The 18,009-nt window shown below is 67.6% G+C and carries 18 protein-coding genes and 1 riboswitch; of the genes, 4 read left to right on the forward strand and 14 right to left on the reverse strand.

Annotation, left to right across the window (positions count from 1 at the left end):
• Positions 1-9 precede the first annotated feature (9 nt).
• From AC3WLX_RS06080 to AC3WLX_RS06095, 4 genes are all read right to left on the reverse strand, one after another.
• Positions 10-1,590, reverse strand: coding sequence for a hydantoinase B/oxoprolinase family protein (locus tag AC3WLX_RS06080; RefSeq protein WP_492335095.1), 1,581 nt, complete (start codon positions 1,588-1,590; stop codon positions 10-12).
• Complete coding sequence (locus AC3WLX_RS06085) at positions 1,587-3,596, reverse strand: hydantoinase/oxoprolinase family protein (protein ID WP_492335096.1); 2,010 nt, start codon at positions 3,594-3,596, stop codon at positions 1,587-1,589. The genes AC3WLX_RS06080 and AC3WLX_RS06085 overlap by 4 nt, the downstream gene beginning before the upstream one ends.
• Before the next feature lie 445 nt (positions 3,597-4,041).
• A complete protein-coding gene (gene pdxR, locus AC3WLX_RS06090; protein WP_492335097.1) occupies positions 4,042-5,559 on the reverse strand; it encodes a MocR-like pyridoxine biosynthesis transcription factor PdxR in 1,518 nt (505 codons plus the stop codon).
• Between the two features lie 161 nt (positions 5,560-5,720).
• Positions 5,721-6,188 carry a hypothetical protein gene (locus tag AC3WLX_RS06095; protein WP_492335098.1) on the reverse strand — a complete coding sequence of 156 codons (468 nt, stop codon included), beginning with the start codon at positions 6,186-6,188 and terminating at the stop codon, positions 5,721-5,723.
• Here AC3WLX_RS06095 and AC3WLX_RS06100 point away from each other — a divergent pair.
• The 3 genes from AC3WLX_RS06100 to AC3WLX_RS06110 all read left to right on the forward strand — a co-directional run bounded on the left by AC3WLX_RS06100 (position 6,165) and on the right by AC3WLX_RS06110 (position 8,317).
• The gene (locus AC3WLX_RS06100) at positions 6,165-6,632 is read left to right on the forward strand and encodes a helix-turn-helix domain-containing protein (RefSeq protein WP_492335099.1); all 468 of its coding nucleotides are present in this window, start codon (positions 6,165-6,167) and stop codon (positions 6,630-6,632) included. The genes AC3WLX_RS06095 and AC3WLX_RS06100 overlap by 24 nt on opposite strands.
• A gap of 188 nt (positions 6,633-6,820) precedes the next feature.
• Entirely contained in the window at positions 6,821-7,543 is a 723-nt protein-coding gene (locus tag AC3WLX_RS06105) for a siderophore-interacting protein (RefSeq protein ID WP_492335100.1), read from the forward strand.
• A gap of 183 nt (positions 7,544-7,726) precedes the next feature.
• Complete coding sequence (locus AC3WLX_RS06110) at positions 7,727-8,317, forward strand: histidine phosphatase family protein (protein ID WP_492335101.1); 591 nt, start codon at positions 7,727-7,729, stop codon at positions 8,315-8,317.
• Between the two features lie 301 nt (positions 8,318-8,618).
• Here AC3WLX_RS06110 and cobT read toward each other — a convergent pair whose 3' ends face one another.
• From cobT to cbiE, 8 genes are all read right to left on the reverse strand, one after another.
• Complete coding sequence (gene cobT / locus AC3WLX_RS06115; protein ID WP_492335102.1) at positions 8,619-9,683, reverse strand: nicotinate-nucleotide--dimethylbenzimidazole phosphoribosyltransferase; 1,065 nt, start codon at positions 9,681-9,683, stop codon at positions 8,619-8,621.
• 5 nt (positions 9,684-9,688) lie between these two features.
• Complete coding sequence (gene cobF / locus AC3WLX_RS06120; protein ID WP_492335103.1) at positions 9,689-10,438, reverse strand: precorrin-6A synthase (deacetylating); 750 nt, start codon at positions 10,436-10,438, stop codon at positions 9,689-9,691.
• Positions 10,439-10,483: 45 nt separating this feature from the next.
• Positions 10,484-11,161, reverse strand: coding sequence for an energy-coupling factor ABC transporter permease (locus tag AC3WLX_RS06125; RefSeq protein ID WP_492335104.1), 678 nt, complete (start codon positions 11,159-11,161; stop codon positions 10,484-10,486).
• A gap of 37 nt (positions 11,162-11,198) precedes the next feature.
• A riboswitch (cobalamin riboswitch) is annotated at positions 11,199-11,416 on the reverse strand.
• A gap of 46 nt (positions 11,417-11,462) precedes the next feature.
• Entirely contained in the window at positions 11,463-12,194 is a 732-nt protein-coding gene (cobA, locus tag AC3WLX_RS06130) for a uroporphyrinogen-III C-methyltransferase (protein ID WP_492335105.1), read from the reverse strand.
• Entirely contained in the window at positions 12,191-13,501 is a 1,311-nt protein-coding gene (locus AC3WLX_RS06135; protein ID WP_492335106.1) for a cobyrinic acid a,c-diamide synthase CobB, read from the reverse strand. The genes cobA and AC3WLX_RS06135 overlap by 4 nt, the downstream gene beginning before the upstream one ends.
• Positions 13,501-14,283 carry a precorrin-4 C(11)-methyltransferase gene (gene cobM, locus AC3WLX_RS06140; protein WP_492335107.1) on the reverse strand — a complete coding sequence of 261 codons (783 nt, stop codon included), beginning with the start codon at positions 14,281-14,283 and terminating at the stop codon, positions 13,501-13,503. The genes AC3WLX_RS06135 and cobM overlap by 1 nt, the downstream gene beginning before the upstream one ends.
• Positions 14,280-14,648 (reverse strand): cobalamin biosynthesis protein, encoded by a 369-nt coding sequence (locus AC3WLX_RS06145; RefSeq protein ID WP_492335108.1) that lies wholly within the window; start codon positions 14,646-14,648, stop codon positions 14,280-14,282. The genes cobM and AC3WLX_RS06145 overlap by 4 nt, the downstream gene beginning before the upstream one ends.
• Complete coding sequence (gene cbiE, locus AC3WLX_RS06150; RefSeq protein WP_492335109.1) at positions 14,645-15,826, reverse strand: precorrin-6y C5,15-methyltransferase (decarboxylating) subunit CbiE; 1,182 nt, start codon at positions 15,824-15,826, stop codon at positions 14,645-14,647. The genes AC3WLX_RS06145 and cbiE overlap by 4 nt, the downstream gene beginning before the upstream one ends.
• On the opposite strand from cbiE, the gene AC3WLX_RS06155 reads away from it, so the two are divergent.
• Positions 15,825-16,571: a cobalt-precorrin-6A reductase gene (locus AC3WLX_RS06155; RefSeq protein WP_492335110.1), complete on the forward strand. Its 747-nt coding sequence runs from the start codon at positions 15,825-15,827 to the stop codon at positions 16,569-16,571. The genes cbiE and AC3WLX_RS06155 overlap by 2 nt on opposite strands.
• Here the strand turns inward: AC3WLX_RS06155 and cobJ are convergent.
• Together cobJ and AC3WLX_RS06165 are read right to left on the reverse strand one after the other, a co-directional pair.
• On the reverse strand, positions 16,547-17,281 hold the full coding sequence (gene cobJ, locus AC3WLX_RS06160; RefSeq protein ID WP_492335111.1) for a precorrin-3B C(17)-methyltransferase: 735 nt from the start codon (positions 17,279-17,281) through the stop codon (positions 16,547-16,549). The two genes, AC3WLX_RS06155 and cobJ, sit on opposite strands and share 25 nt — an antisense overlap.
• Positions 17,278-18,009 (reverse strand): precorrin-2 C(20)-methyltransferase, encoded by a 732-nt coding sequence (locus AC3WLX_RS06165; RefSeq protein ID WP_492335112.1) that lies wholly within the window; start codon positions 18,007-18,009, stop codon positions 17,278-17,280. Before AC3WLX_RS06165 ends, cobJ begins: the two co-directional genes overlap by 4 nt.

Consider the following 18,009-nt stretch of genomic DNA (forward strand, 5'->3'; position numbering starts at 1 on the left):
GCCAAAGCCTCAGTTCGCAGCCGCGGCGCCGTAGCCGCCGCCGCCGCACATCTCGATCGTGACGAGATCGCCTTGTTGCAACACCAGGTTCGACTTGCCGTCGATCGCGACGTTGGCACCCTGCCTGACCAGCGAGATACAGCATGCCTTGCCGGATTCGCCGCCCTGCATGCCCCAAGGCGCGATCACCATCCGCTCGATGCAGGTGGTCAGGTGCATCGACGGCGCCAGGATGCGGTAGCTGCGCACCGAACCGTCGCCGCCGCGATACGCGCCTGCGCCGCCTGACTGCCGGCGGATGGCCTGTTGCTCCAGCCGAATGTCATAGTTCGCCTCGATCACCTCGACCGGCGTGTTCGACGTATTTGACAGATGCACCCGGGTGGCCGAGCTGCCGGCGCGATCATGGCGCGCGCCCTCGCCGCCGCCATGGACCTCGTAGAGCATCTTCCACGATCCGTTCGGCCGCGGCTCGGCGAAGAACAGGACGCCCGCGGTGGTAGCGCCGCCGGCCGACAGGCGTTCGGGAATGGTGTCCCGCATGGCGCGAAAGATCGCATCGACGATGCGCATGGAGGTTTCGTGGTTGCCGGCGGCGACGGACGCCGACCAGCCCGGCTCCAGGATCGAGCCCGGGCGCGTGATGATCGTGAGCGGCCTGAGCGCGCCGGCGTTCTGCTGCATGTCGCGGCCACTCATGATGCGCGCGGCATAGGCGACGGCCGAGCGCGCCATGAACGGCGTCGTGTTGCAGAAATTGGAGACGCGGTCGCAGCTTCCGGAGAGGTCGAAAGTCGCCTCGTCGCCGCGGATGGTGATCTTCACATGAATGCGCGCGGGCGCGTCGTTCGCGCTGCCGTCGTCGAGATAGTCCTCGCCCTCATAGACGCCGTCTGGGAGGTCGCGCAACGCCTCGCGCATCTCGATCTCGGAGAGATCATGCAGGCGCGACTGCGCCGCCATGAAGACCGCCTTGCCGTGCTCGCGGCAGAGCTCGACGATGCGCTTCTCACCGGCCTTGGTCGCGGCGATCTGGGCGAGGAGATCGCCCTCGCAGGATTCGGCATCGCGGACGTTGGCCTTGAGCAACTGCACGATCGGCGTGCTGACGCCGGCTGAAGTCGCGATCAGCACCGGCGGAATCCGCAGTGCCTCCTGGAAGGTGTCGACGGCCTTGGCGAAATAGCTGCCCGGCCAGGTGCCGCCGATGTCGGGCCAGTGCGCGAGACTCACCGCGAACGCGACGATCTCGCCGTCGACGAAGACGGGGCGTACCACCTTGACGTCGTTGAGATGATTGCCGCCGAGCGCGCCGACATTGTAGATGACCACGTCGCCCTCGTTCAGGCTGTCGCGCGGAATCACCTTCAGCAGTTCGGGGATGGTGTAGGCCATCGCGCCGAGATGGATCGGGATGTCACGGCCCTGCCCGACCAGGCCGCCGTGGCCGTCGGTGATCGCCGAGGAGAGGTCGCCGGCCTCGCGCAGCAGCGGCGAGCGCGCCGAACGCGTCATGACGAGACTCATCTCCTCCGCCGCGGCGGAGAGCCCGTGCCTGATAACCTCGACGACGAACGGATCGAGCTTCATGCTGTCCTCCGCGTCAGGAACAGATTGCCTGATGTGTCGGGCCTTGCCTGCCAGCCCGGCGGCACGACCACGGTCGACCATGCGTCTTCGATGATGGCCGGACCTTTGACGGCCTCGGTGAGCGAGGCACGGTCGATGATTGCGGTCGCGATGTCGTGGAAGCCGTCGAAAGAGCAGCTGCGCGTGCCCGTAGACACCGCCCTCACGGCCGTTGCGGGCCGGCTGACGACTGTCGTCGAGGGGCGGCGCGCCTGCACCCGCACGGATTCGATGACGCAGGGCTCGCCGGTTGCATAGCCGAACAGCTCGTGATGCCGCGTCAGGAAATCCTGCTTCAGCCTGGCGACGTCGAGCGGCAGTGTGAACGGCACCGGGATGGCGTCGTTCTGCGCCGCATAGCGCATCAAGGCCACCAGCTCGACCTGGATCTCCGCCTTCGCAACGCCATTGGCGAGAAGCGGCGCTGAGGCATCGGCAATCAGGGCCTCGATCCGTTCCGAGACGCGCGCGAGATCGATGCCGTCGAGGGCTGCGCGAAGGGTCTGTTGCTGCAGGAAGCTGAAATCGGCGGTGAGGCAGCCGAGCGCCGAGAACGCGCTCGACGCGCTCGGGACGACCACCTCGGCTATGCCGTAGAGATCGGCAAGGCCCGCGGCATGCATCGGGCCGCCGCCGCCGAAGGCCAGCAGCGTGCAGTCGCGCCCGTCGATGCCGCGCTCGACCGTGACGCGCCGCAGCGCGCGGGCCATGGTCGCGTTCGCAACCTTGATGATGCCGAGTGCCGTCTCCGTCAGGCTGAGCCCGAGCGCGCGGGCAATCGGTTCGATGACGCCTTTTGCGGCCGCGATGTCGATGCCGATGCGGTCGCCAAGCTTGGTCTCGGGATTGAGATAGCCGAGCACCGCGTTGGCATCGGTGATCGTCGGCTCCGTGCCGCCGCGGCCATAGCAGGCCGGACCCGGCTCGGAGCCGGCGCTCTCCGGCCCGACCGTCAGGCCGCCAGGACCGTTGCGCACGATCGATCCGCCGCCCGCACCGATGGAATGCACCGCGAGCATCGGCTGGCGCAGCGGCTTGTCGCCGAGCATGCGGCCGTCGGTCATCTCGGCCTGGCCGTCGACGATCAGGCACACGTCGGTCGTGGTGCCGCCCATGTCGAAGGTCAGCATGCGCGAGGTGCCGAGCTGGCGCGCGATGCTGACGGAGGCCGAGACGCCGGCGGCCGGCCCCGACATCGCCATCACCAGCGGACGCCGCTTCACCGCCGAGATCGGGACCATCGCACCGGCAGAATGAAACACCTGCAGGCCCGGACCGATCGGCAGCCGCTGCTCCAGCTCGCTGAGATATTCCACCGCAATCGGCATGGCAGCGGCGTTGAACACCGTTGCAGAAGTCCGCTCATACTCGCGGGCTTCAGGGTTGATCTCGTGCGAGAGCGAGACATGGGCGACGACGTCCTTGAGGCGCTCGCCCAGCATCTTCTCGTGCACCGGGTTGGCATAAGCGTGAAGGAGAGCGACCGCGACGCTGTGCACACCGGTCTCTTTCAGCCAGGCCACCAGGCGCTCGATCTCCGCGTCTTCCAGCGCCTTCAGCACCCGGCCTTCGTGATCGAGACGCTCGGCAAGACCGAAGCAGCGTTCAGGCGGCACCAGCGGCGGCGATTTCGGGGGAATATCGAGCCGATAGAGATCGCGGCGGCGATAGCGCGCGATCTCGAGCACGTCGGCAAAGCCTTCGGTCGCAACCAGCGCCACCTTCGGCAGCCGGTTCTCGACGATCGCGTTGGTGACGCGCGTGGTGCCGTGGACGAAGCGCCTGACCTCGCTCTTGCGCAGGCCCACCGCCTCGATCGCCTCCAGCATCGCCTGGACCGGCGCGTCGGGGCGCGACGGCACTTTCGCGATCCGCGCCTCCGCGGAATCGCGCTTGATGGCGATGATATCGGTGAAGGTGCCGCCGATATCGGTGCCGACTTCCCAGTGATCTTCGAAAGCGCTCATAGGCTCAGCTACGCCTGACGTCCGAACCGGACGCCGGGTCCTGGCCGTCCATCGCTACCTCGAATGCCCAACCGAGAGCGCTCATCCTGCATTTCCCTGTCATGCCATCCTCCGCGAGCGTGCGACAGAGCTGTGGTCTACGATAGTGCCAGAGTCGTCGCATTTCACTGGGCCAGCAAGCCCCCGTAGCAGCGCACCACACCGCCTGGTGCACGTTTTGGTGCAGCACTGCCTTCAGAGACGGCAGGTGATCGGGCTACGGTCCAGACCAGTAGCGCGCAGCGCGGCGCGGATATTTCAGAGCGAATTCGCGATGCCTGCTGCAGCGCAATCCGCGCGGGCGAGATTGGCTGTCTAATTTGCAGGCGATCAAGCAGCGGACGCAGAATACACGGTGCCCATGAGCTATGCACACCAGTCGGCTCAGCCTCTCTTTATTGTACGATCAGTAAGAGCGCGCAGCCGGGGGAGCGGATGCTGCGATGCGTGAAGTGCCGCCGATACAGGCTGCGATTCTTGCAAGCAGCGGCGCGGCATCCTCGACGCGCAGCCGGCCGTAGCCGAACACCAGGCCTTGCCGCGTCGGCTGCGCCAGGAAATTCTGCGACAGCGGTTGCACCTGGATACCGGTCTGCTTCAAGATCGCGACCGCCTCGCGGTCGGTCATCCGCGCCTGCATGGCCTCGGTGAACAGCGCCACGAGGTGCAGGCCGGTGACGGCAGAGGACACGGTCAGATCGTCCGGCATCTGGGTTTGGATCGCGTCGATCAGCGCCTTGCGCCGCGCCGCATAGACCCGCCGCATCGCGCGCAGGTGGCGCAGCAGATGCCCCTCCCGCATGAACTCCGCCAAAGCGAGCTGTCCGATGCCGGAGGTGTGCACGTCGATTCGCGCGCGGCCCTTGGCGAAGCCTTCGATGAAGTGCCTGTTCGCGACGAGATATCCGAGCCGCAGGTTCGGCATCATGATCTTCGAGAAGGTGCCGAAATAGATCACCCGGCCGTCGCGATCGAGCGAGCGCAGCGAGGCGATCATGCTGTCCTGATGCCTGAACTCCGAATTGTAGTCGTCCTCGATCAGCCAGATGTCGTTCTTGTTCGCGTAGTCGAGAAGCTCGAGCCGCCGCTCCAGGCCCATGCTGACCCCGAGCGGATATTGATGCGACGGCGTGACCACGATCAGCCGCGCGCGCGGTGCGCGCCGAATTCCTTCCGAGACGACCAGCCCCTTGTCGTCCACCGGGACAGGCACGAGCCTTGCGCCGGCGGCGGTGAGTGCCCATCGCGCCTCGATGAAGCCGGGCTCCTCGACCCAGACCTCATCGCCGGGATCGAGGATCATCCGGCTGCAGAAATCCAGCGCGCCCGACGTACCGGAGGTGACGACGACCTCGTCCGGCGAGCAGACCAGACCGCGCACCGAGCCGAGAAAGTTCGCGATCTCGCTCCGCAAGCGCGGATGGCCTTCCGGCGGAAGATCCAGGCACTCCTGCTCCCTCGGATTCTGCCAGGCCTGGCGCAGCAGGCGCGACCAATCCTTGAACGGAAAGGTCGAGATGTCGGGCGCGCCGGGAGCGAACACGGACGGCCAGTTGGTCTCGTAATCGAGGCCGAGCAGCGCGCGCCAACGCTCCGACATGTGGGCAGGCTTGCCGGCAGGCGACGCGGGCTCAGCATGCGGGGCCGTGACGGCGGCCACCATGACGCTGCCGCGCGGCGTCGATGCGAGATAGCCCTCGGCATAGAGCAGATCCCACGCGGTCAGCACCACCGTGCGTGAGCAGCCCAATTCGCGCGCGATCTCGCGCGATCCCAGAAATTGCGTTCCCGAGGGAAACGCGCCGCTCAGAATGCCGTCGCGGATGTGCTTGGCGATCTGCAGGTGCAGCGGCACCGCGGAGGTGCGATCGATATGCATTCCCGCAAGGGATACGCGCTTGCTCGGGTGACGGCCGTTGTCCATGTCTCGCCCATCAGGCAGCGCAGGTATCATCCAGCGCAGAGCTACACCGAAAGGCAGCCGGCGAAAAGGCATCCGTGACCGCGGCGCCGCGCATCATGGGTCTGCGCGCCGGCCATGTCGCGGCCGGTGGTGCAGCAAAGGGCGGTTAGAACCGATCGAGATCAGTGCGGTTCGTGTTGCAAGTGGTAGTCGCGCGCCAGATAGTGCCGGAGCCAGTCAACCGCATCCAAATCGATCATCCGCTCACCATGCCCTTCTTCCGACTCGACCGCGGCGACCCGCGCCCCGATGACGCCGTGGATTTTGATCCCGAGACGGTGCCGCGCCCCATCGCAGCCTTCGGCGGCGAGATGGTCACGAAGGGCACGGAGGTCGCCATGCATACCCATCGCAAGGACGAGCTTGTCCTCGCCCGGAGCGGCATGATCAGGCTGGAAGCCGGCCGAAGCATATGGATCGTACCGCCGCGCTGCGCGGTGTGGATTCCCGGCCATGTTGCGCATGGCGTGAGTGTCGCCGGAAACGTCGAGGTCCATTGCCTGTTCGTGGAACCGGATGCGGCACCGGCGCTGCCGCGGCAATGCTGCACGCTGACGATCTCCCCCTTGCTGGAACGTCTGCTGGTCCATGCCACCCACATGCCGGCTCTCTACGATGCCGACGGGCCAGATGGGCGGATCGCGGCCGTGCTGCTGGACCAGCTCTCGCTGGCCCCCGTGGAAGAGCTGCACTTTCCCATGCCGACGGATTCCAGGCTGCGCCGGATCGCGGAGACGATGATGGCCGACCCTTCCGACCGGGCGACGATCGAGGAGTGGGGCCGCCGCATGGCCGTTGCTCCCAGAACCCTCACGCGCATCCTGCAACGCGAGGCCGGCATGAGCTTCGGGCGCTGGCGCCAGCAGCTTCACATCCTCATTGCGCTTCAGCGCCTCGACCAGGGCGCATCGGTGCACGCCGTGGCTCTCGACCTCGGCTATGAAGGCGCCAGCGCCTTCGTCACCATGTTCCGCAAGGCGCTCGGCAAGCCGCCCGCGCGCTATCTCGCCGAGCGATGCATGGCCGCGCACTGACCGGAATTCGCAATGGATTGTCAGGTTTGCGGAATGCGCTGACGGAGACGATCTCCTACTCAGGCTCGGGAGCGCCTGCGGGCGCATTCTCTGGGAGCCGGAAGATGGATTCACTCAGCAGCGGGCTCGCATGTCCGCAGGACTTTAGCGACAGACGCAAGGGTTTGACCGCCCCCCACCGAACGCAGATGCACGAGCCGTCGAAGCCGCAGCAGGGACCGGTTGCACGCATGCTGCAATGGCTGATGCGCCCTGCGTCTATCGCCGCGGTCGAGACGCTTTCGCCCCGCTTCAGGTCGATCGTGCTCGAGGGCGACGCGCTCAAGGGCCTCGCGTGGACCATGGGCCAGAAAATCCAGATCGCAATGGGGTCCGGGCTGAGTGCGCGAACCTACACGCCGATGTCATGGGATACGGAGAAGGGCCGGACGAAGCTGCTGGCCTTCGCACACGGCGATGGTCCCGGCAGCCGATGGGCGAGCGGCTTGCGGGAAGGCGATCTCTGTTGGTTCTTCGGTCCGCGCCGCTCGCTCGACCTGTCCGCCGCGAAAGCTCCAATCGTCCTGTTCGGCGATGAAACCTCGTTCGGTATCGCCTCGGCATTCCGCGGCAGTCGACTGGCGGACGACACGACCTATATGTTCGAGGTTTCGGACGCCGCCGAAACCAATCGCGTTCTGGCCGCGATCGGCCTCGGCAGGGCCACCTCGATCGTACGAAGCGCCGAGGATGCACATCTCGCCGCCGTCGAGGCCGAACTATTGCGCCTTGCCGCAAGCGCGCATTTCGTCCTGACCGGCAAGGCCTCGTCGATCCAGCGCATCGGCCGTGCCTTGAGAGCCGCGAACGTCGCGAGATCCCGGATGAGCGCCAAGGCCTATTGGGCACCGGGCAAGACCGGACTGGATTAGCGGAGGCGCCGCCAGCCGATGACGGTACCGGCCAGGGATAACACCAGCCCGAACGCGCACTGCATTCCCTTTTCATTCCCTCTCGGGAAAACCGTCACAAGCATCTAGGATTGCCGCCAAGTCGGAGGCAATGTGCCAGTTGCGGCCTCGTGGCCACAGCGACCAACTTCCTTGGAGACGAGCATGGAAGGCGAGACCTTCCTTTGGCTGATACGGCATGCGCCCGTGTGCGGCATCGCGGGCACGATCCATGCCGCCGATGCGGCGGCCGATCTCGGCGATCAGGCGACCTTGGCGGCTCTGCAGAAACGCTTGCCGCCCGGTGTCGCCGGCTATGCCAGCCCGTTGCGCCGCACGGTCGAAACGGCGCGCGCGCTGGGGCTCGAACCAGAGCTGGTGGGAGAATTCCGCGAGCAGGATTTCGGCGACTGGTCCGGACACCGCCACGACGAGCTATCGACCAAGGGTGGCGAGGCTTATGCGCAATTCTGGCGGGATCCCGCGCGCGGACGGCCGCCGAACGGCGAGAGCTTTGCGGATCAGGTCGCGCGCGTTCGGCAGGGCCTGTCGCGGATTGGCGCCGGCTCCGCAGCCCTGATCGTGCATTCCGGCACCGTCCGCGCCGCGCTCTGCATCGCGCTCGATCTCACACCGGAGGCCGCGCTGCGCTTCGTGATCGACCCGCTGTCGCTGACCCGGATCGACCGCCTCGCGGGCGGCTGGCGCGTCGCCTCGGTCAATCAGCGCGTGGCTTGGGCCGGATCAGCAGCATGATGAAATGAGGCGACGGAGTCGCACTCCCTCCTCTCGCTTGCGGGCAGGACAATCGCATATGGTGCTTTGCGCGAGCTGAGCGCGCGCCTCGTCCTTCGAGACGCCCGCCTGCGGCGGGCCCTCAGGATGAGGCTAAGCTGCATCAGTGCCCGTTGAGACTAGCGCAACCCATTCGGTCCTCATCCTGAGGGCCCGCCAAAGGCGGGCGTCTCGAAGGATGGCCACAGGCGATATCGCTCCCATATGCGATCGCCCTGCCCGCAAGCAGGAGAGGTGAACGAGCCGCGGCAGTCGATTTGACCTAAAGCGATTCCGCTTTGGGCCGATCCGGCACGTTGGCCTGCGCGAACGTCGCCATGCCGTTGTGCAGGCTGCATGCGAGGCGCACCAGCGGCAGCGCGATCGCGGCGCCCGATCCCTCGCCGAGCCTGAGATCGAGGCTGATCAGCGGCTGCACGTTCAGCGCGCGCAACACCAGCCGGTGCCCCTGCTCCGCCGATTGATGCGACGGCAGCAGGAACGGGCGGCACGACGGGTTGAGTCGCACTGCCGCGAGCGCCGCCACCGACACGATGAAGCCGTCGATCAGCACGGGGATGCGGGCTTGCGCGGCCGCAATGATCGCGCCCGAGATCGCCGCGATCTCGAGGCCGCCGACGGCGCACAGGATTTTTTCCGCCGAAGCGCCCGCGACGCCGTGATGCGCGATCGCCGCGTCGATCACACGCGCCTTGTGCGCGCGGCCGGCTGCATCGACGCCGGTGCCGCTGCCCGCGATCTCCTCGGCGCTCACGCCGAGCAGGCTCGCGGCGATCGCCGCCGATGCCGTGGTGTTGCCGATGCCCATCTCGCCGAAGATCAGGAGATCGGGCTGGTCGTTCGCCGCGCGCGCGACCGCGCGCTGGCCGGCCTCGAAGGCGAACGCCAGCTCCGCGGGCGTGAGCGCAGCCTCGGCGCTGAAATCGCGCGTGCCGCAGCGCGGCTTGTCGGTGACGATATCGGGCATCGTCTCCTGTGCCAGCGTGCCGGCGTCGACGACCTCGAGGCTGGAACCCAGCTCCCGCGCCAGCACCGAGATCGCGGCGCCGCCGGAGGCGAAGTTCGCCATCATGGCGATGGTGACGGCTTGCGGATAGGCCGACACGCCCTGCGCGACGATGCCGTGATCACCGGCGAAGACGATGATCGGCACGCGCGCGGCACGGGGCTGCTCGGTCGCCTGCAGGCCGGCAAGCTCGATCGCGAGCTGCTCGAGCCGGCCGAGCGCACCGGTCGGTTTTGTCAGTTGCGCCTGCCGCGCAACGGCGGCCTCGCGATGGACCGCGGAGACATCGGGACATTTTTGGGTGACCCATTCGGGAAGCATGCTGCTCAACGCCTGCGTTTGAGAATATAGCTGTCCATGATCCAGCCGTGCCGCTCGCGTGCTTGCTGCCGCGCCATCACGATGTTCGGTCCGACCTCGGCCAGCGCGCCGGACAGGATGATCTGATCGGGCATGCCAAGATAGGCACCCCACCAGATTTGCAGGCCGTCTGAATCGAGCGACTGAAACGCCGTCCCCCCGTCGAGCATCACGACCACGGTATCGACGCCTTCCGGCCAGCCGCCGTCGCGCAAGCGCCGTCCCGTCGTGACCAGGAACGGCTCGCCGATGTCGTTGAGCGGCAGCGCATGCGCCGCGCACAGCGCCTGGATCGAGGTGATGCCGGGCACGACCTCGATCGCCGGCAACGGATTCAATCGCCGCGCAATGCGCAGCGATGAATCGTAGAGAGAGGGATCGCCCCAGATCAGCAGCGCGACCTTGCCCTCACCTTCGAGATGCCCAGCGATCGTCTCGGACCAGGTGGCGGCGACCGCATCGTGCCAATGGTCGACGCCTTTGCGGTAGTCGACTTCATCGGCGTCACGCACAGGAAGATCGAACTCGGCGACGACGGTCTTGCCGTTGGTCAGAACATCCGCGCAGATCGTCCGCCTGAGATCGGCGAGATCGGATTTTGCCGTGCCCTTGCGCGGGATCAGGATGAGATCGGCGGCGTTGATGGCCTCAATGGCGGCGCGCGTGAGCTGCGCGGGATCGCCGCAACCGATGCCGATCAGGGAGAGCGTGAGCATGGGGAGCGCGACGGGCGGCGACACCGGCCGCCCATCGCCGATCTCTTACGCCGCGTTGTGCAGGCGCGGGGTGACGAGGCCGGACGCGGTGACGCCGCGCAGCGACTTCGCCAGCGCCAGCACGGCGAGATCGGCCAGCGGCTCGATCACGATGACCAGCACATAGGAAGCGGCGAATGTCGCGATGCTGGCGAGGTTGCTCATCGCAAAGCCGGAACCATAGAGCGCCCAGAACGCCACCCAGGCGATCACGCCGGCCTGATAGGTGGTCGACAGCGCCAGCGCCTGGCCGTACTTCAGATCGACATAGGCGGTGTTGCGGGCGATGATCCGCGAGGCGATGGCCTGGATCGCGAACAGCGGCACCAGCAGCGTGGTGACGTTCATGCCGTATTGCGGCAGGTCGACCGGCTCCAGCAGCACGCCCTGAAGCAGCAGGCCGAACGCGAGGCCGAAGGCCGCAGGCGCAGCGCCGAACAGCAGGAACAAGGTCGAGCCGAGGATGAAGTGAACCTCCGATACCCCGACCGGGAAGTGCGGCAGGATCTCGAAGAAGACGAAGACGAGAGCGGTGGTGGCCAGCGTGCGCGCGGCGAACGAGCCGATGCCCTGCTCGCGCACGGTCTCGACCGCCAGCTTCAGCGCAACGCCGCCCGCGGCGATGCCGGTTGCGTAACTCAGCACGAGCTTGGCGCCCGTGACCACTCCTGGTTCGATATGCATGGCTCAGTTCCTTCCTGCCGTCACACCCGACGGCCTTGGCCTCAATACGTGCACGGCCGGTCTCCTGGCTCGCGGTTCACTGGGGTCTCCGGCCTTCCCGGACCTTGCGACCCAGTGGCGGTTCGGAGCCCCTCACCGCTTACAGTCGCGGGGGCGGCTGGGGTTTCGAGCGCCGCAACTGGGTCCGCCCATCCCCATTCCCGATTATGCTCCGGCGTTTTGCGCCGCGTCGAGCACCATGCGTTACCTGTGTGCCCCTTTCGCCGAGCCTGCGTCAAGGGGCGAAAGGCGGCCGCCTCCATCATGACGGATAATCCCCCGCCAGCGCACCGAACAGGATGACGGCGGCGGTCGAGGGCGCGCCGCCACGCGCAAGCTGCTCGGCGAGCTCGGCGATGGTGGTGCGGACCAGCCGCTCGTCCGCACGGCCGAGAGATTCGGCAACCAATGCCGGGGTGGTTGGGGCGAGGCCGTGCGCGATCAATTTTGCGGCAAGCGCCGGAAAGGTACGCCGGCCCATATAGACCACGGTCGTGGCCTCGGGATCGGCCAGCGCCGCCCAATTCAGATGCGGCGGCAGCTCGCCGGTGACATCGGCACCCGTGATGAACTGCACCCGGCGGGAGGTATGCCGGCGGGTCAGGGGAATGCCGGCTTGGGCAGCGGCGACACAGGCCGATGTGACGCCGGGAATGATTTCGTAGCTGATCCCGGCTTCGCGCAGCGTATCCAGCTCCTCCTCGAGCCGGCCGAAAATGCCGGCATCGCCGGACTTCAGCCGCACGACGCGCACACCAGTTGCGGCATAGTCCACCAGGAGACGGTTGACGTGGTGCTGCCTGGTCGACGGCCGCCCCGCCCGCTTTCCCACCGCGACGAGGTTGGCGCCGGGCCGGACGAGATCCAGGATCGCACCGGAGGCAAGGTCGTCGTAGAGCACGACGTCTGCCTCGCGCAGCCGCGCGGCGCCCTTCAGCGTCAGGAGCTCGGGATCGCCGGGGCCGGCGGAGACGAACGAGACGAAACCGCTCACCGGTCCTCCGCGATCAAATGGAAGAACGTGCCGGTGGCCTGTCCTCGCCGCGAGCCGGTCTCTGCAATCACCGCACCGGTTGCGTCGTGCACGACCGCGAGCGGCGCATCGGGCTGCGCGAGGATAGTCGAATAATGGAACTCGTGGCCCCGAAGGCGCGCGCCGACCTGATGTCCCGGCATCGGCGATGCCAGCGTGGCGAGACGGTAGCCGAGATGCATGCGGCGCTTCGCAAAGCTGGTCTCGAGGCCGAGCAGGCCCGTCATCTCATGGCGGATACCGTCGGCGTCGGTGAGGCCGGCGCCCAGCACCATATAGCCTCCGCATTCACCATGCACGGGCCGCGTCTCGGCGAAAGCGCGCAGGCTGCGGCCAAACCGGGCATTGGCTGCGATTTTTCCCGCATGAAGCTCGGGATATCCGCCGGGCAGCCAGCAGATGTCGGCGTTGGCGTCGGGCGCTTCATCGGCCAGCGGCGAGAACGGCACGATCTCGGCGCCGGCCGCGCGCCAGGCCTCCAGCATGTGCGGATAGACAAAGGAAAACGCGGCATCGCGGGCGAGCGCGATGCGCTGGCCCGGCGGCGTCACGTTCAGGCCGTTCGCCATGCCTTGCACCGACCAGCTTGCTGCCGATTGCAGCACCGCGTCGAGATCGACATGCTCGGCGATGAAGCGCGCCGCCTCGTCGATCAGCTTGCCGATCTCCGCCTGCTCCTCGGCCTGCACGAGGCCGAGATGCCGCTTCGGCAGGCTGATCTCGGCATGGCGCGGCAGCGCGCCGAACACGTTGATGCCGGCATCGTTCAGCGCACGCCGCACGAGGTCTTCGTGACGGGGGCTGGCGACGCGATTGAGCACGACGCCCGCGAGGCGCACGCCGGCGCGGTAGTCGCGAAGGCCTGCGACGATCGCTGCCGCCGTCTGCGCCTGGCCGGAGGGGTCGATCACCAGCACCACCGGCCAGCCCAGCATCTCCGCGATGTCGGCGGTCGCGCCGGTGCCGCAGACGCCGCGCGCGGCAACGCCGTCGAACAGGCCCATCGAGCCCTCGGCGAGGACGATGTCGGCGTCAACACCGCGGCTGACGAGATGTGCGATCGTCGCACTGTCCATCGCCCAGCTGTCGACATTGACGGAGGCGCGCCCCGTGGCCGCGGCATGAAAGGCGGGATCGATATAGTCGGGGCCGCTCTTGAAGCACTGCACGGTCAGGCCGCGATTGCGCCAGGCGCGTGCAAGCGCCAGCGTCAGCGTGGTCTTGCCGACGCCGGACGCGGGTGCGGAGATGACGAGGCCGGCCGCCATCACGACGCCTCCGGAAAGCGCGGCTCGGTCCCGACGGGCCGATAGCGCCGATCGTAGTCGCCGGCGTAGAGACGGCTTTCGTCGAAATCCGCGGCCCCCAGCGTCTTGCCGACCAGGATCAGCGCGGTGCGCTCCATCTCGCCGCCCACGGCGACGTCGAGCGTTGCCAGCGTCGCGCGCACGATGTGCTGCTCCGGCCAGCTCGCTCGCCAAACGATCGCGACCGGACAATCCGCGCCGTAATGCGGCGTCAGCTCGGCGACGACCTGATCGAGCAGATGGATCGACAGATGGATCGCGAGCACCGCGCCGGTGGCGGCAAACGCCGCGAGCTTCTCGCCGTCAGGCATGGCACTGGCCCGGCCCGGCGTGCGCGTCAGCACGACCGTCTGGGCAAGACCGGGCAACGTCAGCTCGGCCTCCAGCGCAGCGGCAGCAGCCGAGAAGGACGGCACGCCCGGCGTCACCGTATAGGGAATGCCGAGCGCACGCAGGCGGCGGAGCTGCTCGCCCATCGCCGACCAGATCGAGAGGTCGCCGGAATGCAGCCGCGCGACGTCCTGGCCTGCCGCATGCGCCGCGGCGATCTCGGCGATGATCTCGTCGAGCGACAGCGGCGCGGTGTTGACGACGCGCGCTCCCGGCGGGCAATGCGCCAGCACGCCTTCCGGCACCAGTGAGCCCGCATAGAGACAGACCGGGCAGGCCGCGATCAGGTCGCGCCCGCGCAAGGTCAGGAGATCTGGCGCGCCCGGGCCGGCGCCGATGAAATGGACCGTCATGCGTCCTCTCCCTCGGCGATCGCCGCGGTCGCGGTACGATCCTGCGAGACGACGCGCGTCGCGATCAGCCGCGCGCCCGGGCCGGCTGCAGCGAGCGCGGCCGCTTCGGCGACCGATCCAGTGCCGAACTTCTCCGCGATGCGTTCTGATTGCGTCGGCGTAGCGACGCTTGCAAGCACATCGGCCGGAACAGCCCTGATCGGCACGCCGCATTCCCGTGCGAGTTGCTTCAGCGCGTCGGTGTCGGCCTTGTCGCTGACGGTTGCCACCGCCGCAAGCCCTTCCCCACCGCCGGCAGCCAGCAGCGCTTCGCGCAGCGAGGCCAACGTCACATCATTCCTAAATCCGAGCCCGGCGACTTTCATCTGGCCGTACTCCATTGCACCACCGGGCGAGCCGCTTCCCAGGCGCGGTAACGGCCGAGGGGCGCGGCATGGGCGATCTGCACCCGCATCAGCTCGCCACCGTGACGCTGGTGAAGCTCGCCGAGCAGCGCTTCCGTTTCCAGCGTCACCGCGTGTGCGACAAGCCGCGTGCCGGGCGCGAGCCGCGACCAGATGGCGTCGAACATCGCACCATTGAGACCGCCACCGATGAAGACGGAATCCGGCGCTTTCAGCGCGGCGAGAGCTTCCGGCGCACTCCCGGCGATGACGGTGATCTTGTGCGCCACGCCAAACTCCTCCGCATTGCTGCGGATGTTAGCGGCACGGTCCTCCCGTGCCTCGACGGCAATCGCCGTCCCGCCAGTCAGCGCCCATTCGATAGAAATCGAGCCCGAGCCGGCGCCGATGTCCCACAACGTGCTGCCTGCGAACGGCCACAGCGCCGAGAGCGCCAGCGCGCGCACAGGCCGTTTGGTGATCTGGCCGTCGTGGGCGAAGAGAGCGTCCGGCAGGCCCGAGCTGCGAGACAGGCCGCCCGCACCCCTGGCCTCCAGCGCGACAGCAACCAGCTTGCCGGTGGTAGCGGTTGCGTAGCTCTCAGCGCGATGCTCACGAACGCTTTCATGCGGTCCGCCGAGCGCTGCGAGCGTCCAGAGTGCGGAGGCCCCCCATCCGCGCTCCGTCAACCATCTCGCGAGATGAGCGGCCGCCTTCCCGTCGCGCACAAGGCAAATGATGCGGGCCCCTCGCGCCACGTGCGGCACCAGACGCTCGAACGGCGCGGCATGCAGACCAAGACAGACGGTTTCTTCCAGGCGCCAACCCAGCCGCGCCGCGACGAGCGAGAACGTCGACGGCGCGGGATAAGCGATCCATTCGTTGCGAGCAAGCTTCTCGGCGAGACCGGCACCGGCGCCGTACCAGAACGGATCGCCAGAGGCGAGCACCGCGGTTGGCCGGCCGCGGCAGCTCAGCACGACCTCGGCGTCAAAGGGCACCGGCCATGGACGGCCGCGGCGCCCCACGCCGGCGAGCGCGAGATGCCGTTCACCGCCGAACACGGTTTCAGCATTATCGAGCGCCTTTCGGCTTGCCTCGGACAGCCCGGCAAGGCCATCTTCGCCGATACCGATGATGGTCAGCCAGGGATCAGCCATGATGCGCGCCCTCGTTCTGGGCGGAACAGCCGATGCGAGCCTGCTCGCCGCGGAGATCGCGCGCGCCGGCATCGACGCAGTCTATTCCTACGGCGGCCGCACCCGCGCGCCCGCCGGTCAACCGCTGCCGACCCGCATCGGAGGTTTTGGCGGCGTGAGCGGCCTCGCCGACTACGTCCGCAGCGAAGGCATTACGCATGTGATCGATGCGACGCATCCCTTCGCCGCCGAGATGAGCCGTAATGCGGTCGCTGCCTGCACCGAGACGGGCACCCCGTTGATAGCGCTGGAGCGCGGGCCTTGGACCAAAAGGCCCGACGACGCCTGGATAGAGGTTGTTGACGTCAACGGTGCCGTCGCCGCGCTGCCCGAGACGCCGGGAAAGGTGTTCCTCGCCATCGGCCGTCAGCACATCGCGCCGTTCGCGGGCAAGGCGCAGCATGCCTATACGTTGCGCTTCGTCGATCCGCCAGAAAAGCCCCTGCCCTTCACCGCCGACGTCATCGTGTCGCGCGGACCGTTCACGCTCGACAGTGAGCTCGAGATGCTGCGCACGCGCCGCATCGCCTGGATCGTCGCCCGCAATTCCGGCGGCGACGGCGCGCGCGCCAAGATCGACGCGGCCCGCAGGCTCGGCCTGCCCATCATCATGATCTCGCGACCACAACTGCCCGAGCGGCGACGGGTCGAGCGCGTGGACGAGATCATGCAGTGGCTCGGTCATCCGACCCACCTCGGCGCATAGACCCAGCGACCGACGCGGCGCGTCCGCGAGTTGCCGACGATCACCAGCGTGCGCATGTCCGCCATTTCGGGTGTCGCTTCGTTCAGCGTCACGATTTCGATCTTTTCATCAGCCGCGCTGATCGCGCGCGCGAAGATCACGAGGCGCCCGCCGCAGCCGGCCTCACGAAGCACGGCAAGCGCGCGGCCAAATCCTTCCGGCCGGCTCGCAGAGCGAGGATTGTACATCGCGATGGCGAAATCGGCTTCCGCCGCGAGGCGCAGGCGCTTCTCGATCACCGCCCAGGGCTTCAGATTGTCGGAGAGATTGATCGCGCAGAAATCATGGCCGAGCGGCGCGCCGGCACGCGCGGCGGCCGCCAGCATCGCCGTGATGCCGGGCAGCACGCGGATCGGCAGCGCCTGCCATTGCGGCGCCTGTTCGAGTGCCTCGAACACGGCCGAGGCCATCGCGAACACGCCGGGATCGCCGGAGGAGACGACGACGACCTGTCCGCCTTCGGCGGCAAGCCGCAGGGCCTCGCTCGCACGTTGCAGCTCTTCGCGATTGTCGGAGGGATGCAGGGTGAGGCCGGGTCGCGGCGGCACGCGCGCGACATAGGGCGCATAGCCCAGAATGTGAGTGGCCGCAGCCAACGCAGCAGTAACTTCCGGCGTCACCAGCGCATCACTGCCCGGCCCGAGCCCCGCGATGGTCAGCGTGCCCGTCATTCGGCGGCGTCCAGATGCCGGCCCTTGCCGTGCACCAGTACGATCGCGAAATAAGGACAGTCGGCCGCGTCGATCTCGGCGAGCCGCACCACGCGTTCGCCCGGCATGGTGCCGCGCTCGACCAGCCAGGCATCGTCCAGGCGGCCGGCGGAGAGAAGCGCGCGGCGCACTTTTGCCAGATTGCGGCCGGTCTTCATGACCACGAGCGCATCGGAATCGCGCATGCGCCGTTCGAGCTCGGCCTCGGGGAGCGTGCCCATCAGCACCGTCGTCACGTCGTCGCCGAGCGCGATCGGCTGCCTGACGCCGTTCCAGCAGCCGACCATGCCGGGAATGCCGGCGATCACCTCGATCTCGACGCGGCCTTGCAGGCGGGTGTGCAGATGCATGAACGAGCCGTAGAAGTAGGGATCGCCTTCGCACAGCACGACGACGTCGACCGCGCGCGCAAGCCGCGCCAGGCGCTCGGCCCATTCGTCGTAGAAGCCGGCGAGCAGCTGGACGTATTCAGCGCTGTCGAACGCGATCTCGGTCGTGACGGGATATTCCATGGCGTATTCGGTGACGCCGGCCGCCAGCATGCCATCGACGATGCGCCGCGCCTGGCCCGGCCGGCCCTTCTTGCGGAAATAGGCGACGTGGCCAGCGCCGCGCACGGTCCGATCCGCGCGCACGCTCATCAGATCAGGATCGCCGGGGCCGAGACCGCAGCAGATGATGCGTCCCAT

It is taken from the genome of Bradyrhizobium sp. FW305-F6 (assembly GCF_058782905.1).

Excerpts from the sequence above, each read along its gene's own strand:
- cbiE (WP_492335109.1), bottom strand. The coding sequence starts at position 15,826 with ATGGCTGATCCCTGGCTGACCATCATCGGTATCGGCGAAGATGGCCTT.
- AC3WLX_RS06165 (WP_492335112.1), bottom strand. The coding sequence starts at position 18,009 with ATGGGACGCATCATCTGCTGCGGTCTCGGCCCCGGCGATCCTGATCTG.
- AC3WLX_RS06155 (WP_492335110.1), top strand. The coding sequence starts at position 15,825 with ATGATGCGCGCCCTCGTTCTGGGCGGAACAGCCGATGCGAGCCTGCTC.
- AC3WLX_RS06095 (WP_492335098.1), bottom strand. The coding sequence starts at position 6,188 with ATGGACCAGCAGACGTTCCAGCAAGGGGGAGATCGTCAGCGTGCAGCA.
- AC3WLX_RS06080 (WP_492335095.1), bottom strand. The coding sequence starts at position 1,590 with ATGAAGCTCGATCCGTTCGTCGTCGAGGTTATCAGGCACGGGCTCTCC.
- cobM (WP_492335107.1), bottom strand. The coding sequence starts at position 14,283 with ATGACGGTCCATTTCATCGGCGCCGGCCCGGGCGCGCCAGATCTCCTG.
- pdxR (WP_492335097.1), bottom strand. The coding sequence starts at position 5,559 with ATGGACAACGGCCGTCACCCGAGCAAGCGCGTATCCCTTGCGGGAATG.
- cobJ (WP_492335111.1), bottom strand. The coding sequence starts at position 17,281 with ATGACGGGCACGCTGACCATCGCGGGGCTCGGGCCGGGCAGTGATGCG.
- AC3WLX_RS06105 (WP_492335100.1), top strand. The coding sequence starts at position 6,821 with ATGCACGAGCCGTCGAAGCCGCAGCAGGGACCGGTTGCACGCATGCTG.
- AC3WLX_RS06125 (WP_492335104.1), bottom strand. The coding sequence starts at position 11,161 with ATGCATATCGAACCAGGAGTGGTCACGGGCGCCAAGCTCGTGCTGAGT.
- cobT (WP_492335102.1), bottom strand. The coding sequence starts at position 9,683 with ATGCTTCCCGAATGGGTCACCCAAAAATGTCCCGATGTCTCCGCGGTC.
- AC3WLX_RS06110 (WP_492335101.1), top strand. The coding sequence starts at position 7,727 with ATGGAAGGCGAGACCTTCCTTTGGCTGATACGGCATGCGCCCGTGTGC.
- cobF (WP_492335103.1), bottom strand. The coding sequence starts at position 10,438 with ATGCTCACGCTCTCCCTGATCGGCATCGGTTGCGGCGATCCCGCGCAG.
- AC3WLX_RS06135 (WP_492335106.1), bottom strand. The coding sequence starts at position 13,501 with ATGGCGGCCGGCCTCGTCATCTCCGCACCCGCGTCCGGCGTCGGCAAG.
- AC3WLX_RS06085 (WP_492335096.1), bottom strand. The coding sequence starts at position 3,596 with ATGAGCGCTTTCGAAGATCACTGGGAAGTCGGCACCGATATCGGCGGC.
- AC3WLX_RS06145 (WP_492335108.1), bottom strand. The coding sequence starts at position 14,648 with ATGAAAGTCGCCGGGCTCGGATTTAGGAATGATGTGACGTTGGCCTCG.